14 protein-coding genes are annotated in these 14,915 nt (G+C 74.0%); 6 read left to right on the top strand and 8 right to left on the bottom strand.

Annotation, left to right across the window (positions count from 1 at the left end):
- Window positions 1-537: 537 nt before the first annotated feature.
- Entirely contained in the window at window positions 538-1,371 is an 834-nt protein-coding gene (locus ACWED2_RS42610; RefSeq protein WP_449696197.1) for an alpha/beta fold hydrolase, read from the bottom strand.
- Between the two features lie 71 nt (window positions 1,372-1,442).
- On the opposite strand from ACWED2_RS42610, the gene ACWED2_RS42615 reads away from it, so the two are divergent.
- The gene (locus ACWED2_RS42615; RefSeq protein ID WP_449696198.1) at window positions 1,443-2,222 is read left to right on the top strand and encodes an enoyl-CoA hydratase/isomerase family protein; all 780 of its coding nucleotides are present in this window, start codon (window positions 1,443-1,445) and stop codon (window positions 2,220-2,222) included.
- A 2-nt stretch (window positions 2,223-2,224) separates the two neighbouring features.
- On the opposite strand, the gene ACWED2_RS42620 is transcribed toward ACWED2_RS42615, so the two are convergent.
- From ACWED2_RS42620 to ACWED2_RS42635, 4 genes are all read right to left on the bottom strand, one after another.
- Window positions 2,225-2,788 (bottom strand): hypothetical protein, encoded by a 564-nt coding sequence (locus ACWED2_RS42620; protein ID WP_449696199.1) that lies wholly within the window; start codon window positions 2,786-2,788, stop codon window positions 2,225-2,227.
- Window positions 2,789-2,883: 95 nt separating this feature from the next.
- A complete protein-coding gene (locus ACWED2_RS42625; RefSeq protein ID WP_449696200.1) occupies window positions 2,884-3,708 on the bottom strand; it encodes a LysM peptidoglycan-binding domain-containing protein in 825 nt (274 codons plus the stop codon).
- A 75-nt stretch (window positions 3,709-3,783) separates the two neighbouring features.
- Window positions 3,784-4,545, bottom strand: coding sequence for an aminotransferase class IV (locus ACWED2_RS42630; RefSeq protein ID WP_449696246.1), 762 nt, complete (start codon window positions 4,543-4,545; stop codon window positions 3,784-3,786).
- A 25-nt stretch (window positions 4,546-4,570) separates the two neighbouring features.
- Complete coding sequence (locus ACWED2_RS42635; protein WP_449696201.1) at window positions 4,571-5,446, bottom strand: peptidylprolyl isomerase; 876 nt, start codon at window positions 5,444-5,446, stop codon at window positions 4,571-4,573.
- Window positions 5,447-5,594: 148 nt separating this feature from the next.
- Between ACWED2_RS42635 and ACWED2_RS42640 the strand changes: the two genes are divergently transcribed.
- Both ACWED2_RS42640 and ACWED2_RS42645 read left to right on the top strand, forming a co-directional pair.
- Entirely contained in the window at window positions 5,595-6,167 is a 573-nt protein-coding gene (locus tag ACWED2_RS42640) for an MBL fold metallo-hydrolase (RefSeq protein ID WP_449696202.1), read from the top strand.
- Window positions 6,164-6,793, top strand: coding sequence for a hypothetical protein (locus ACWED2_RS42645; RefSeq protein WP_449696203.1), 630 nt, complete (start codon window positions 6,164-6,166; stop codon window positions 6,791-6,793). The genes ACWED2_RS42640 and ACWED2_RS42645 overlap by 4 nt, the downstream gene beginning before the upstream one ends.
- Here the strand turns inward: ACWED2_RS42645 and ACWED2_RS42650 are convergent.
- Window positions 6,780-8,528, bottom strand: coding sequence for a YibE/F family protein (locus ACWED2_RS42650; RefSeq protein ID WP_449696204.1), 1,749 nt, complete (start codon window positions 8,526-8,528; stop codon window positions 6,780-6,782). The genes ACWED2_RS42645 and ACWED2_RS42650 overlap by 14 nt on opposite strands.
- Window positions 8,529-8,687: 159 nt before the next feature.
- The gene (locus tag ACWED2_RS42655) at window positions 8,688-9,665 is read right to left on the bottom strand and encodes a GlxA family transcriptional regulator (protein WP_449696205.1); all 978 of its coding nucleotides are present in this window, start codon (window positions 9,663-9,665) and stop codon (window positions 8,688-8,690) included.
- Between the two features lie 205 nt (window positions 9,666-9,870).
- Here ACWED2_RS42655 and ACWED2_RS42660 point away from each other — a divergent pair, with 205 nt between their 5' ends.
- The 3 genes from ACWED2_RS42660 to ACWED2_RS42670 all read left to right on the top strand — a co-directional run bounded on the left by ACWED2_RS42660 (window position 9,871) and on the right by ACWED2_RS42670 (window position 13,851).
- Window positions 9,871-12,771 (top strand): BTAD domain-containing putative transcriptional regulator, encoded by a 2,901-nt coding sequence (locus ACWED2_RS42660; protein ID WP_449696206.1) that lies wholly within the window; start codon window positions 9,871-9,873, stop codon window positions 12,769-12,771.
- Between the two features lie 98 nt (window positions 12,772-12,869).
- A complete protein-coding gene (locus ACWED2_RS42665; RefSeq protein WP_449696207.1) occupies window positions 12,870-13,379 on the top strand; it encodes a hypothetical protein in 510 nt (169 codons plus the stop codon).
- Between the two features lie 91 nt (window positions 13,380-13,470).
- The gene (locus ACWED2_RS42670; RefSeq protein ID WP_449696208.1) at window positions 13,471-13,851 is read left to right on the top strand and encodes an SPW repeat protein; all 381 of its coding nucleotides are present in this window, start codon (window positions 13,471-13,473) and stop codon (window positions 13,849-13,851) included.
- Here ACWED2_RS42670 and ACWED2_RS42675 read toward each other — a convergent pair.
- Entirely contained in the window at window positions 13,841-14,908 is a 1,068-nt protein-coding gene (locus ACWED2_RS42675; protein WP_449696209.1) for a DNA polymerase ligase N-terminal domain-containing protein, read from the bottom strand. The two genes, ACWED2_RS42670 and ACWED2_RS42675, sit on opposite strands and share 11 nt — an antisense overlap.
- Window positions 14,909-14,915 lie beyond the last annotated feature (7 nt).

A 14,915-nucleotide genomic window follows, 5' to 3' on the forward strand; every position in this document is an offset into this window, starting at 1 on the left:
CGCGACGGAAATCCGGTCAGACATTCAGGTACGCCTCCAGCCCGGTGTCAAGGCACGCTTTCCCGCCTTGACAAACCCGACCGCCGACTGAAAATCCCACCGGAGGGGCGGGGGAGGTCGGACCCGATCTGCCGCGGGTTCGCTCGGCTGCGGCAGACTCCTGCCGCAGCTTTCCCCTGCCGCGGCAGCCTTCTACCGCAGCAGACTCCTGCCGCGGCAGCCCTCTACCGCGGCCGATGCAAAGACAGAACAAGCCTGGAACTTCTACCGCGGCAAAAAGACAAAAGAATGTCCTCGCCGGACGGCAGGCTCCGGGATGGCCACAACTACCGCTGTCTCCTCGGCTTCTGGAGGTGGGCCGCGGGGTGGTCATCCCGTCGCCTGATTGAGGCCTATCACTTTGAGCCGGGCCCGCAAGCTCGCGTCGTCGGGTCGCGTAAGTCTGTTGGTTGCGGGCCCGGCTCAAAGTGATTTCACGGCCTCAGGCGACGGGATGACCACCCAGCTCCTAGGTCGATGAAGGGCGCGCGGAACCCGCTAAAGGAACTTCCGCAGCAGTTCGTTGACCTCGTCCGGGCGCTCCATCGAGGGCAGGTGGCCGGTGTTGGCCAGCTCGGCGAATTCGGCCTGCGGCAACGATTTCGCCAGGTGCGCCGACAGTTCCACCAGCCCCGGCGCGTCCGACGTGCCGATCACCACCAGGGTGGGCGTGGTGATCTCGGTGAGCCGGTGCCGGGTGTCCGGGATGCTTTCCGTCCACTGTGGAGCCGTCCAGTCGTGGCGGTACACCTGCTCGCACATTTCCCTGACCAGCTCCAGCATCCCGGCCGGCAGCACGGAGACGTCGCGCGCCGGTCCGGCCACCAGGTAGCGGATGTTGGCCTCCGCCATGGCCCGGACGTCCGCCGGATCGAGCTCGCGTGCGCGGGACTGGTAGCGGACCAGGCGGTCGTCGGGGAAGATCTCCGCCGTCAGGCGGGTGATGTCCGCCTGCATGTGGTCCGGCCAGGGGTGCCCGGTGAGACCCGAGCCGAGCAGCACCAGCCGGGTGATCCGCTCCGGCGCGGCGAGGGCCGCGTCCAGCGCGCACGCCCCGCCCATCGACGCCCCGACCAGCGCGGCCCGCTCGATCCCCCAGGCATCGAGCAGGGCCAGCAGGTCCTCGTAGTGGGCGTGTTCGCCGGATTCGCCGCGGGTCTCCCCGAACCCGCGGCGGTCGTAGCGGATCACCCGGTGGCGGGCGGCGAGCTCGGTGAACTGCGCGTCCCACATCCGGCGGTCGCCCAGCGCGGCGTGCAGCAGCACGACGGCGGGCCCCTCTCCCGCTTCGTCGTAGCCGAACGCCGTCCCGCCCACCTCGATCGCCGCCATGGCCCCAAACTAGCCACCCGAACGCGTCACACACCGCCCGTTTCGCTGAGGGCGAGCACTATCGTGCGGGGATGACCGACGGATTCGACCTGACGCGCGACGGCGAAATCGCCCGCCTGACGCTGACCCGGCCGGAGAAGATGAACGCCATCACCTACGGCATGTGGTCGGCGATCCCGGACGTCGTCGCCGAGGTGGAGGCCGATCCGGCGCTGAAGGCACTGGTGATCGCCGGGGCGGGCCGGCACTTCTCCGCGGGCGCCGACATCAGCGAGTTCGGGGAGCTGCGCACCACCGCGGAAGGCGCGGCGAGCTACGACAAGGCCGTCGAAGGCGCGGTCGCCGCCCTCACCGCGATGCGCAAGCCGTCCGTCGCGATGATCCAGGGCAACTGCATCGGCGGTGGCTGCCAGGTTTCGGTCGCCTGCGACTTCCGGTTCGCCGCCGAGGGCGCGCGGTTCGGCATCACCCCGGCGAAGCTCGGCATCGTCTACCACTTCGATTCGACGCGCCAGCTCGTCTCGCTCGTCGGCCCGGCCCACGCCAAGTACTTCCTCCTGTCCGGCGAGCTGATCACCGCCGTCCGCGCCCGGGAAATCGGCCTGCTCAACGACGTCTTCCCAGCCGAGGACCTCGAAGCTTCGACGCTGGCGTTCGTCGAGATCCTGTGCTCGCGCTCCCAGGCGTCCGTTCGCGGGATGAACCGGATCATCGAAAAGATCGTGGCCGGGCAGGAGACCTCGGACGCCGAGGTCGAGGAGATCCGCTCGGAAGCCCTGCACGGCGAGGACTACGCGGAAGGCGTCGCCGCTTTCCTCGAGCGGCGCCCGCCGCGGTTCACCTTCCGCTGACCTCAGCCGTCCAGGTAGGCGTGGAAGTGCTCGGCGACGACGTCGGTGACGCCGGCCGGGTCGAGCTTGCCGTCGATCTCGATGACGCGGATGCCGAGGTCCCGCGCCGCCCGCACGGCGTGGGCGGCGAGCATCCGGTCGCGCGTCAGCCGGGTGCGCTGCTGCGGGATCGCGGGTCCGTCCGGCCGGTGCCGGAGCTGGTGCTGGCGGAACAGCTCGGTCGGCACCAGCACGACCATCCGGCCGGGCGAGTCGACGAGCGGCGCGACGAGCTCCGGCCGCAGCCCCCGCCCTTCGGCGAGGATCGGCCGGGGCGAGGTCAGCGCGCGCAGCTCGTCGAGGGCGCAGCTGAAGCGGTGCCCGAACTCGGCCATCATCGCGGTCAGCTGGTCGCCGGCCGGGAGGTCGTCGGGCAGCGGGGTGCCGGGCCGGGCCCGGTCGTCGTGGTGGTAGGTCGTCAGGCCGTGCCGCTGGGCCAGCAGCCGGGCGACGGTGGACTTCCCCGTCCACGGAGCGCCGCCGATCCACAGCGCCTTGCCCACGGTGCCGAACGGATCCCAGGTCATGAGACGACTATCGCGGGCCCGGCGGCCCGATGGCCAGAGTTCCGGCGCCGGTTGATCCGTTCAGCGCAGAGTGACGCGACTGGCACGCGCCGGGGTCAGGGCCGGTCGCCCTCGCCGTCGACCACGAGCACGGTGGAGGAGTCCGCGAAGTCCGGCTGCGGGCCGATCCGGAAGTGGAACCGCGAGCCGGGCCGGACCGCGGCGATCACCTGGGTGTCGGCCGTGTCGAGCACGATGATCGCGAGCTCGGTGGTCTTCGGCTCCGGGGGCAGCACGACGTCGGGCCGCGGTTCGGGGACCACGACCGGGAGCGGCAGGGTGCCGCTGACCGAGCCGGCGCCGAAGTCCTCGTCGTCGCGCGCGGCCGGCTCGAACGGGGCCGGCGGGAGCAGCTGCGGGCGACGTCGCCACCACAGCCCGGCGAGCAGGCCGGTCAGCAGGCCGCCGGTACCGCTGACGGCCGAAGCCAGCCCGACGCCGAGCCCGGACGTCCCTTCGGCCGGGGGAGACTGTGCGGCCGGGGGAGACGGCGTGACCGGCGCGGGTGGGGTCGACGGCAGCGGGCCGAACTCGACGCCCGGCTGCGGGGCGGCGTCGTCGGGCAGCTGGAGCACCTGGCCGGGCTCGATCGCCGCGGGATCGGTGAACGGCGTGCCGTCCGGCCGCAGCCGGCCCTGGTTCAGCCGGAAGATCTCGGGGAACCGGCGCCCGTCGCCGAGCGCGCGTTCGGCGATCTTGAACAGCGTGATGTCCTGCGGGTTGTCGGCGTGCGGCACGATGAAGTACTTGACCGGTGGCGGCGGGTCGGCCTGCGCGAGCGCGGGACCACCGGCGAGCACGGCGAAGAGGACACCGGCGCAGCCGGCCTGACCGGCCCGCCCGAGGACGCGGCGGACCGCGGGAACCCGGTTTTCGACCATGGTCGGCACCTCTCCCCGGCGACCCTCGGCGGATCTCCGGTGTCGCCCGTTACACGGGCCGGGCGCGACCGCGGTTCAGATCTCGTCCCACGGCACGGTTTCGTACGCCTCGGCGAGCAGGGCCACGGCGCGGCCGGCGGGCGGCAGCACGAGGTCGTCGACGGACGCCACCGCGCGGCCGGACGTCTCGGAGTTCGTCAGGACCATCGCGTCGAAGCCGCGCAGATCGGGCGGCCGGACCTCACGCGTCTCCTGCCGGACGCCGAGGCGGCGCAAGGCTTCCTGCTGCACCAGCATCGTGATCCCCGGCAGCACCGCGGCTTCCGGCCAGACGACCGTGTCCCCGGCGAGGAATCCGGCGTTCCAGATCGATGCCTCGCTGATCCGGCCGTCGTGGTCGACGAACAGCGCGTCGTCGAAGCCCGCCAGGCGGGCCTGGCGGGCTTCGTGGATCAGGCCGAACGTGCCGAGGTGCTTGACCTGCGGCAGATCGCGCTGGTAGCGCACGGTCCGCAGGCGCAGCGGCGCCGGGTCGGGCGGGCGCGGCGGCCCGGTCCGGACCAGGATCTCCGGGGTCATCGGCTCGTCGAACGACCGCGTGAGCACGACGACCCGGACCGAAAGCGCGGGTTCGCCGGCCACCGCCTGCCGGACGTAGGACCGCACGAGGCCGGCGTCGAGCTCGGTGCCGAACAGCAGCCGCGTGCTCGCGGCGAGCCGCTCGAGGTGGAAGGCGAGCCCGCGGACCCGCCCGTCCCGGACCTGCATCGCGGTGAAATGGCCGTAGGAGACCATGCCCGCGAGTGCGGCGTCCGGGCCGAGCGGATCCCCGTTCAGCTCGAAACAGGGGCCGGCGCTGAAACTATTCGACGGTGACGCCCGTGAACTTGACCTGCTTGGTCGGCGCTCCGGTGCCGTCCTGCGGGTTCGGGTTCGCGATGCCGGCCTTCGCCACCGCGTCGAGCACCTTGAGGCCCTCGTCGCTGATGCTGCCGAACACCGAGTAGTCCGCCGGGAGGCCGTCGGCGTTGCCGTAGACCATGAAGAACTGGCTGCCGCCGGAGTTCGGGGCGGACGTCTTCGCCATGGCGAGGATGCCGCGGCCGTACTTGATCTCCGGGAACGCCTCGTCCGGCATCGTGTAGCCGGGGCCGCCCTGGCCGTCCTGGGTCGGGTCGCCGGTGGCGGCCGGGTCGCCGCACTGCAGCATCTGCAGGCCCTCGGTGCCGAGCCGGTGGCACATGGTGCCGTCGTAGAAGTTCTGCTTGGCGAGGCTGACGAAGCTCTCCACCGCGCAGGGGGCGAGCGCCCGGTCGAGCGTCAGCGGGATGTCGCCCGCGGTGCTCTTGAGCGTCACGTTCACCGTGCCGGTCGACGGGACGTTCTTGCCGTCCGGCGGGTTCACCTTCTTCGGCGCCTTGCCCGTCGCGTCGGCCTTGAAGTCGCACGTCGTCGGGTTCGGCAACGGCGTGGCCCGCTTCGGCAGCGCGGTGCGCTGCGTCGGGATCTGGATTTCGGTGGGCGGCGGGGCGGCCGAGGACGACGACGCCGCGGCGTCGGTGCTGTCGCCGCTGTTCGCGCTCACGATCCACACCACGACACCGGCGACGACGAGGACGGCCACGCCGACTACACCAGCCCCGATCATCCGGCGTCGCTTCTGCTGCTCCAATCGGCGCTCGAGCTGCCGCTCGAGCTTGCGCTTCGCAGCTTCGCGGCGCTGCTGGTTGGTCGCCACCCCGTACCCTCCAGGTTTCCGCTCGTCTCACACGTTTGAGGTAGCGGCAGTGTATGGGCACAGCCTGTGAGGACCATGTACAGGGCCCGCTAGTCTCAACCCGATCGTGATCGGCGCCATCCGGCGCGGAAGTCCGGGGAGGCGTTCGGTGCTCGTCGTCGGGTTCGCCAGCGGCCCGCTGCAGGCCAACTGCTACCTGCTGGCGGCAGCCGCCGGCGGGCCGTGTGTGGTCGTGGATCCGGGGCAGGAGGTGGCCGCGCCACTGGCCGCCGCGCTCGGCGAGCACGGGCTGGTCCCGGCGGCCTTGCTGGCCACCCACGGCCACCCCGACCACGTCGCGTCGGCCGCCGCGCTGTCGGCCGAACACGGTGTCCCGCTGCACCTGCACGCGGGCGACGCTCCGCTGTACGAAGGGGAGAGCGTGCCGCTCTCGCCGGGCACTTTCGCGGGTCTGGACGTCGACGTCCGGCACGTGCCGGGCCACACCCCGGGATCGGTGGTGCTGGGCCTGGAGACGCCGGAGGGCGGCCGGCTCGCGCTGACCGGCGACACGCTGTTCGCCGGGTCGGTCGGCCGTGGGGACGTGGCGGCGGCGCTGCGGGGCCTGCTGGCGGCGTTCCCGGACGAAACGGTGGTGCTGCCGGGGCACGGCCCGGCGACGACGATCGGCCGGGAACGCGCGGGCAACCCGTTCCTCGCCGGGACGGGGGCCCGGGGATGACCGAGCGGATCGCGCTGTTCGAGGAAGACCCGCGCGGCCGTCGCCGGCGCGGCATTTCGGGCCTGATCGGCGTGGTGATCGTCGCCGCGGCGTTCGGCGGGGTCGCCGGCCTGATCGGTGGCACGGTGGCCGGCCTGGTCGTCGCCCTGGTGATCGCCCTGCCGCTGCTGTACGTGATGGCGGTCAGCATCCGCCGCCGCGTCTGGCTGGAGGGCTCGACGCTCCTCGTGCGCACGTGGGGGCTGCGCCGAGTCGACTTGACGACCGCGACCCGCCTCGACCTCGTCGTCGGCGACGTCCGGGGCAGCCGCACGGTGAGCCTGCTGGTCAACGCCGGCCGGCGGGGCAAGGTGGCGAAGGTCGACCTCGCGGTGTTTTCCGGAACGGGCGGGCGCGAGCTCGGCATCGTGCAGCTGCGGAAGCTGGCGAACGCGCTGATGAACAACACCGAGGCGAACGGCCTCGTGTTCGGCGAGCTGCTGGTCGCCGAGCTGAAGGCCGAGGCCCGCGGGTCCGGCGTGGCGGAGCGCCCGCTCTACCGGCTGGCGTCGGTGGCGCCGTCGGGCAAGTACGTGCAGCGCTTCACGATGGAAGCCGTCAGCCGGTTCGTCGCTACGCTGGACTGAGTTTCGCCGTGCCGAGGTGTCCCGCGGGCTCGCGGGAGGCGATCAGCGCGGCCAGGACGGTGGTGACCGGGACGGCGGCGACGATGCCGACGCTGCCGGCGAGCGTCCGGATGATCTCCTGCGCGATGTCCTCGCTGCCGAGCAGCGCGCCGAGCCCGACCCCGGAGATCGACGAGTAGAGCAGCACCGGCAGCGCGGCCCCGGCGTAGGCCATCACGAGGGTGTTGACCGCCGAGCCGACGTGGTCGCGGCCGATCCGCAGGCCGGAGTTGTACAGCTCGCGCCAGGTCAGGTCCGGGTTGGCGCGGCGGAGCTCCCAGACCGCGCTGGTCTGGGTGACGGTGACGTCGTCGAGCACACCGAGGGCGCCGATCACCACGCCGGCGAGCAGCAGCCCGCGCGCGTCGATGCCGTGGCCGAGCGAGCCGATGAGCGTCGAGGTGCTGTCGTCGAGCCCGGTGAGCGAGGCCGCGGCGGAGAAGATCGCGGACAGGACGCCGATGAGCGCGAGGCTGACCAGGGTGCCGAGCACGGCCGCGGACGTCCTCGCGGAGAGGCCGTGGGTCAGGTAGAGCGCGATGAACATGATCGCGCCGGCCCCGGCGATGGCCACCACCAGGGGGTTTTCCCCGGCGAGGATGGCCGGGAGGATGAACAGCGCGATGACGACGAAGGAAAGCCCGAGCGCCACGAGCGCGGCGACGCCCTGCCACCGGCCGAGCACCAGCACGGCGACGGCGAACAGGGCGGCCAGCACGAGCAGCGGGGTGCCGCGCTGGAAGTCGACGAGCTGGAAACTGGCGGGATCGTTCGGGTTGCCGTTGTTGTAGGCGAGCACGACGGCGTCCCCGGCGGCGAAGCGCGGGGTGCTGGGCTCGATGGGCACGGTCAGCTTGAGCGGCTTCCCGTCGGCGGGGCCGTCGGTCATGGTGAGCTCGACGGTCAGGCAGGGTTTCGCGTTCGGGTCCGTCTGGTCGCCGACCTGGACCTGGCCCTGGGCGAGGCACGGGCCGGTGACGGTGGTGCGGATGTCGGCGTGCACGGGAGTGCCCTGGGGGACGACGCTCGTGGGGGAGGCCTTGCCCCAGGGGTACAGGACGATCATGCCGACGACGGTGGCGAGGGCCAGCGGGGCGAGCAGCCAGATCAGGAGCAGCCGGACGCGCCGCGACGCCGGGGCGGCGGGCCCGTGGCCATGCCCGTGTCCATGGCCGTGCCCGTGCCCGGCGGGTGCTTCCGGCGTTCCGCCGGCGGCGGCTTTGCGCCGGGGGCCGTTCTCGGCGACCCGCTGCGGCCCGGTGTCCCCGCGGCGGGTGGCGGGGCGGTCGCCGTCGGCCGGGATCGGCTGCGGTCCGGTGTCCCCGCGGCGGGTGCGTGGTGTGGCCGCGTCGGCGACCCGCTGCGGCCCGGTGTCCCCGCGGCGGCGCGGGGTGGCGGGCTGTTCGCCGCCGGGGATCGGTTGCGGCCCGGTGTCGCCGCGGCGGCGTGCCTCGGCGCGGCCGTTGTCGGCCGGGAGCCGCAGCGACCCCGAGTGAGCGGCACGCTGAGGTCCGGTGTCGGTGCGGCGGCGGGCCGGGTCGGCCGCGCGGCGAGCCCCCTCGGCCGGGGTGCGGCGAGCCGGCTTTCGGGGCGTACCCGGCGTTCCGGACGTCCCGTGACCCGGCGAAAGGGACACCTCGTCCGTGATCCGGCGGATCGGGCCGGTTTCGGCGTCGTCGAGGTCAGGGCGGTCCACCCGCACATCCTGACAGCGGGATTCCGCACCCCGCGCGAGGGGCCGCCGACGGCCCGGTTCGTCCCGATGCGCCGATCTCGCGTGATCCGAAGCGGAACTCGCGTGATCGGGCGCGTATCTCGCGTGATCGGAGGGGCTTCTCGCGTGACTGGCGGGGCATCAGCCGTAGGACTGGCGGACGTGGACCCGGCGGTAGGCCGACGGTGGCGTGTCGAAGTGGTCGAGGAAGGCCTGGCGCAACGTCTCCGTCGAGCCGAAGCCGCAGCGGCGGGCGATCGTCGCCAGCGGGAGGTCCGTGCCCGACAGCAGGCGGGCCGCGTGCTCCGTGCGGATCGTGCGGACGTAGCGGCCCGGGGTCGTGCCGAGGTGGGCGTCGAAGAGCCTGGTCAGCTGGCGGGTGCTGAGGCCCGCCCTGGCCGCCAGCGCCGGGGTGCCGAGGTCGGCGTCGAGGTGCTCGGCGATGTACGCCGTGAGGTCGCGGACCTCGCGGTGCTCCGGCGGCGGCCCGGCCAGGAACAGGCTCACCTGGGCCTGGTTGCCCGGCCGCTGCAGGTACGTCACGAGCGCGCGGGCCACCTCGCGGGCCAGTGCCGGCCCGTGGTCGGCCTCCACCAGCGACAGCGTCAGGTCCAGCCCGCTCGTCACGCCCGCCGCCGTGTAGACGTTGCCGTGGCGGACGTGCAGCGGCACCGGGTCCACCGTCACCGACGGGTAGTCCCGGGCCAGCCGCGCCGCGTAGCGCCAGTGCGTTGTCGCGCGGCGGCCGTTGAGCAGCCCCGCCGCCGCGAGCACCTCCGCGCCCGTGCACACCGACGCGACGCGGCGGCTGGTGCGGGCGAGCCGCCGGACCTGGGCCAGGACGCGCTCGTCGGCCGCCGCGGCCGTGCTGCCCAAGCCGCCCGCGACGACCAGCGTGTCGAGGTCATCGGCGACCTGGTCCAGCCGCAGGTGCGGCTGCAGCGTCAGCCCGGAGCCGGTGCGGATGCCGTGGCCGTCGACCGACGCCAGCCGCAGCTCGTACGGCGGCCGCGCGCCGAGCCGGTTCGCGGCCTCGAACACATCGGCGGGGCAGGCGATGTCCAGCAGCTCGGCGTCGGCGTAACCGACGATCGCGACCCGTCTGGGTGAGCCTGGCATGATCGAACGCTAGCAGCCGGAGCGGCGCTCGGACGCGGTTCGCAGGAATCCGGACATCCGGTCCGCCCGTGCTGCCGGCGAAGCTGCTCGCCCGCGCCCGAGGCGAACGTCGTCGGCCATCCGGGTGAGCGGGGTTCCTCCGCCGCGCCGGAAGGTTAGATTCGGCTCGCTCGATCAGGTGATCTCGCGGGTGGGTGGGTAGCCAGTGCGGTTCCAGGTCCTCGGCCCGTTGTCGGCCTCCGTCCCGCTGCCGTCGGCCGCGCAGCCACGGCGGCTGCTCGCCGTCCTCCTCACCCGTGCGGGCCGGTTCGTCGGGCGCGACACCCTGGTCGACGAGCTGTGGCCGGACGGTGCGCCGTCCAGCGCCGCGGCGATCGTGCAGGTCACCGTGTCGAAACTGCGCAAGGCGCTCTCGCCCGGCCTCGGCGCCGCCGAGGCCGGGCAGCGGCTGCGCTCCGGGCCGCGGGGTTACGCGCTCGCCGTGGAGCCGGGGGAGCTGGACGCGGACGAGTTCCTGGCGCTGCTCGCCTCGGGCGCCGACGACCGGGCGCAACGCCGCCGCGCGCTCGAGCGTGCCCTGGCGTGCTGGCGGGGCGACGCCTTCGCCGACGTCGCCGGCGGCCCGCTGCTGGAAGCGCACAAGCTGTGGCTGGAGGACCGGCGTTCGGCCGCGCTGCTGCAACTGGTCGAGCTGGAACTCGCCGACGGCGACGGCCGGTCGGTCGTCGAACGGCTCGACCCGGTGGTCGCCGCCCGGCCGGCCGACGAGCGGTTCGCGGCCCGGCTCGCCGCCGCCCTCGGTGCCGTCGGCCGCCGCGAATCGGCCCTCGAGGTGCTCCGCCGGACCCGCCGGGCCCTGTGGGACGAGGCCGGCGTCCGGCCGGGCGCCGACCTCGTCGCCGTCTACCGCCGGATCGCCGGCAGCGAGTGGACGTCGCCGGGCCCGCCCGCCCAGCTCCCGGCGGCGGTGCCCGACTTCACCGGCCGCGCGGCCGAGCTCGCCGACGTCGCCCGCGCGCTGCGGAGCCCGGCGCCGGTCGTGCTGCACGGGGCGGCCGGGGCGGGCAAGTCCGCGCTGGCGGTCCAGGCGGCCTGGCGGGCCCGCCGCCGGTTCCCCGACGGCCAGCTGACCGCGGTGCTGCGCGCCCCGGACGGGACCGCGGCCGAACCGGCGGCCGTGCTGGCCGGCTTCCTGCGCCGGCTCGGCGCGACCCCGGCCGAACTGGCCGACCGCGCCGGCCTGGCCGGGCTCTGGCGCGGCTACACCGCCGACCGGCGGCTGCTGGTGCTGTTCGAGGACGCCGCGTCGGAGGCCCAGGTGCGTGCCCTGCTGCCGAGCGGACCCGGCTGCGCCACGCTGGTCACCACGCGCCGCGCGCTGCCCGGGCTGTGCGGGGCGCGGGCGATCCCGGTCCCGGAATTGTCCACATCGGACGGTGAGGCCCTGCTGGCGGCGATCGCAGGGGAGGCGCGGTTGCGCGAGGAACCCGAAGCGGCGCAACGGCTTCTCGACCACTGTGCCGGGCTCGCCCTCGCCGTCCGGATCGCCGGCGTCAAGCTAGCGTCCCGGCCGGACCGGCGCGTCGGCGACCTCGCCGCGCGGCTCGGCGACGAGCGCCGACGGCTCGACGAGCTGACCGCCGGCGACCTCGGCGTCCGCGCCGCGGTGACGTCGGCGCTGCGGGAGGTGTCCGCCGCCGAGGTGTCGCTGCTGCGGCTGCTCGGCGCTTTCGGCGTCGCCGTCCCGGATTGGTGCGCCGCGGCGCTGCTCGACCGCTCTCCCCGTGAAGCCGGTGACCGCCTCGACGAGCTGGCCGCCGCGCACCTGCTCGAGCCGGCCGGGCCGCGCTGGGCCGTGCCCCCGTTCGTGCGGCTGGTGCTGGCCGAAAGCCCGGCCGACGAAGCCGCGCTGCGCCGGGCGTGCGAAGCCGTGCTGGCGCACGCCGAGCACGCGCGTGGCCGCCGGGCCGGGCTGCCGAAGCCGGTGGCCTGGACGGCCGAGGAGACCGGCCTGCTCGCCGCGGCCGTCCGGCTGGCGGGCGCGCACGGCTGGCACGAGCTGACCGAACGGCTCGCCGACGCCTGCACCGCGCTGGCGGGCACCCCGTGGCTCGGGCACGCCGCCCGCGCCGTTTCGGTGCTCGGGCTGGCCGCGGCCCGGCGCCGCCGGGACCCGCGCGCCGAGGCCGAGAAGCTCCACCACCTCGGCGCGGTGCACTGGCAGCACGGGCACTGGTACCGGGCGCGGAACTACTTCGTCATGGCCGAGCACCGCTACCGCGCCCTCGACGACCCGCAGGGCACCGGAGTCGTGCTGGCCGCGCTCGCCGACGTCCACCTCGACGGCGGTGATCCCCGCACCGCCGAGGCGCAACTGCGGGAAGCACTCGGCCTGCTGCGCGCGTGCGGCGACCGCCGCGGGCAGGCGGCCGCGGCGGCGCAGCTCGGGTCGCTGGCCGAGGACATCGGCGACGTGCGGCGCGCGGTCGAGAGCTTCGAGGTGAGCATGCTGCTGGCCCAGGACGGCCGCGGGCACGACCAGGCCGCCAAGCGCTACGCCGACGTCCTGCGCCGCCACGGCGGCCGCGACCAGGCGGCCGACCTGCTCACCGGCGCGCTCGGCGGCGCCGTCCGCACCCGGGAGCGGCACTGGGAGGCACACGTCCTGCGCAGCCTCGGCGACCTGCACACCGACGCCGGGGACGTCGCCGACGGACAGCGCTTCCTGACGCGCTCGCTGGCGCTGTTCGAGCAGATCGGGCACCGGCACGCCGCCGCCTACACCCACCGCAGCCTCGCCGAGGCCCGCCGCCGCGCGGGCGATCCGGCGGGGGCGCGGCGGCACCTGCTGCTGGCGCTGGAGGTGTTTCGGGAGCTGCGCGACCGCCGCGGCACCGGGTACGCCCTGCTCGGCCTCGGGCGGACGCAGGCCGAGGAGGGTGCGGCGGGCGAGGCGGAGCGGCTGCTGCGCACCTCGGCCGGGGTGTTCCGCGAGCTCGGGTTCCCGCTGTGGGAGCTGCGCGCGCTGCGCGAGCTCAACGCCGTGACCAGCGCATCCCCGGACCGCGACCGGACTCGTGAAGTCTTGGCGAAGATCAGGACCTGACGGCGTCCCGCCCGGTGGGCGGGACGGCGAGTTTGGCGAAGTTATGGCCGGCCCGATTTGGCTCCCCGGCGATCGGAACTGTCGGAGGGAGACAACTCATGCCGGGACAACGGATGCTGGCGCGGGCGGCACTGGGACTGGCCGCCGCCGCGGCGACGGCGGTGTTCGCCACCATCGGGACCGCGCAGGCGACCCAGCAGGTCACCAAGCTCACCCAGGCGCAGGCCGCGTCGCAGCTGTCCGCCGCCGGTGTCACGCACTCCTCGAGCGGCGGTTGCACCGACCGCAACAACTCGACGTGCACGTCGTACGAGCAGATCAACCAGAGCACGGTCAGCGGGGTGATCACGCTGAAGCGGGCCAGCGGCTGCGCGATCAACATCACCGGCGGCACCGAGACCGGGCACGCGTCCGGCACCTACAGCCACTGGAACGGCTACAAGGTGGACATCTCGCACAACAGCTGCATCGACGCCTACATCAAGAACAGCTTCGGCTACGCCGGCCTGCGCGGCGACGGCTACCCGCAGTGGAAGGCAGCTTCCGGCAACCTCTACTGCGACGAAGGCAACCACTGGGACATCACCTACTACACCTGCGGTTGCTGACCGGACCGGGGCCTGCCGGCACCGAGAGCGGCGGGCAGGCCCCGGTTACCGGGTGCGACGAGCGGGTACCTCTCCGGGTGGAGGTGAGGAGATGACATCCCACCGCACCCCGGCTGTCCGGCCCCGCCCGGCGGTGGTCGGCGCGGCCGCCGGACTGGTCCTGCTCGCCGGGCTCTACCTGGTCTTGGCGCCGTGGCTCACCGGGTTCGGCGGCGCGGGCGTCCTGGCGCTGAGCGACACCCTCGTCGGCCTCGTCCTGATCGCGCTGGCGATCGCGCGCACGGCCACCCGGCGGCTCGCGCTGATCGGCTGGGTCGTCCCGGTGCTCGGGGCGTGGGCCGCCGCCTCGCCGTGGCTGCTCCGCGGCGGCGGGGAGACCCCGCCGTCGGCGGGCGCTCTGGTGGGCAACGTGGTCGCCGGGCTGGTGGTCGTCGTCGCCGGGGTGGCGCTGGCCCGCCGGGTCAGTTCCTGATCAGCAGCCAGTCGCCCGCGCCGCCGCCCGGCCGGTACGGGCTGTCGGCCCGCTTCGCGACGACGCCGGGGAGGCCGTGCTGGCGGCCCGCGCCGACGACGGCTTCGCCGCCGCCCAGGAAGTACCGGGGGACCTGCCAGTGCCGGTCCTCGATCGCCAGGCCGTCCAGCAGTTCCCGGCGCTTCGTGTAGGGCAGGTCGAGCGTCGCCCGGCCGTCGAGGTGCAGGACGTCGGAAGCGAAGTAGAAGACCGGGCAGCCGGTCTTGAGCCGTTTGGCGGCCGCCGCGTCGGCCCGGCGGCGCTCCTCGAGCCCGGCCGGGTAGGGCTTCCCGTCCTTCATCACGACCACTTCGCCGTCCAGCAGCACTTCGGTGGACCCGAGCTGCTCGCCCAGCTTGTGCAGCTCCGGGTACCGGTCGGTGACGTCGGCGCCGGTGTCGTCGTGCGCGGTGACGCGGCCGCCGCAGACCAGCAGCATCGTGCGCAGGCCGCCCCAGGCGAACTCGTAGGCCCACTCGTCGTCGTCCGCCGGCAGCGCACCCGGTTCCGCCGTCATCGGCTCGAGGAATTCGGGGGCGTCCTCGTGGCCGGGTTCGGCGGGGTCGAGGCGCCGCAGGGTCCAGTCGCGGCCGTCCTCCTCGTGCCGGTTCCGGAACAGGTACTTGCCGCGCGTGCGGGCGCCGTGGAAGACCACCTCGACCTTGTGGTCGTTCCAGTGCAGGGTTTCGTACCGGCCGGTGTCCCACACGGTCATCCGGCCGCCGCCGTATTCGCCGGCCGGGATTTCGCCGGAAAAGGTGAGGTACTCCATCGGATGGTCTTCGGTGTGCACCGCGAGCCGGGGCACGCCGGGGGAGAGCGGCAGGCCCTTCGGCACCGCCCAGGAGACGAGCACGCCGGCACGCTCGAGCCGGAAGTCCCAGTGCAGCTGGGTGGCGTGGTGTTCCTGGATGACGAAGAGGTCGTCGTTCCCGGGGACGGGCGGGCCGTCCGGCCAGGGTTCGGGCGTGCGGCTGCGGGCGCGCTTGCGGCGGTATTCCTCGAGTTTGTCGGCCATGGCCGCC

Source organism: Amycolatopsis sp. NPDC005003 (assembly GCF_053600695.1).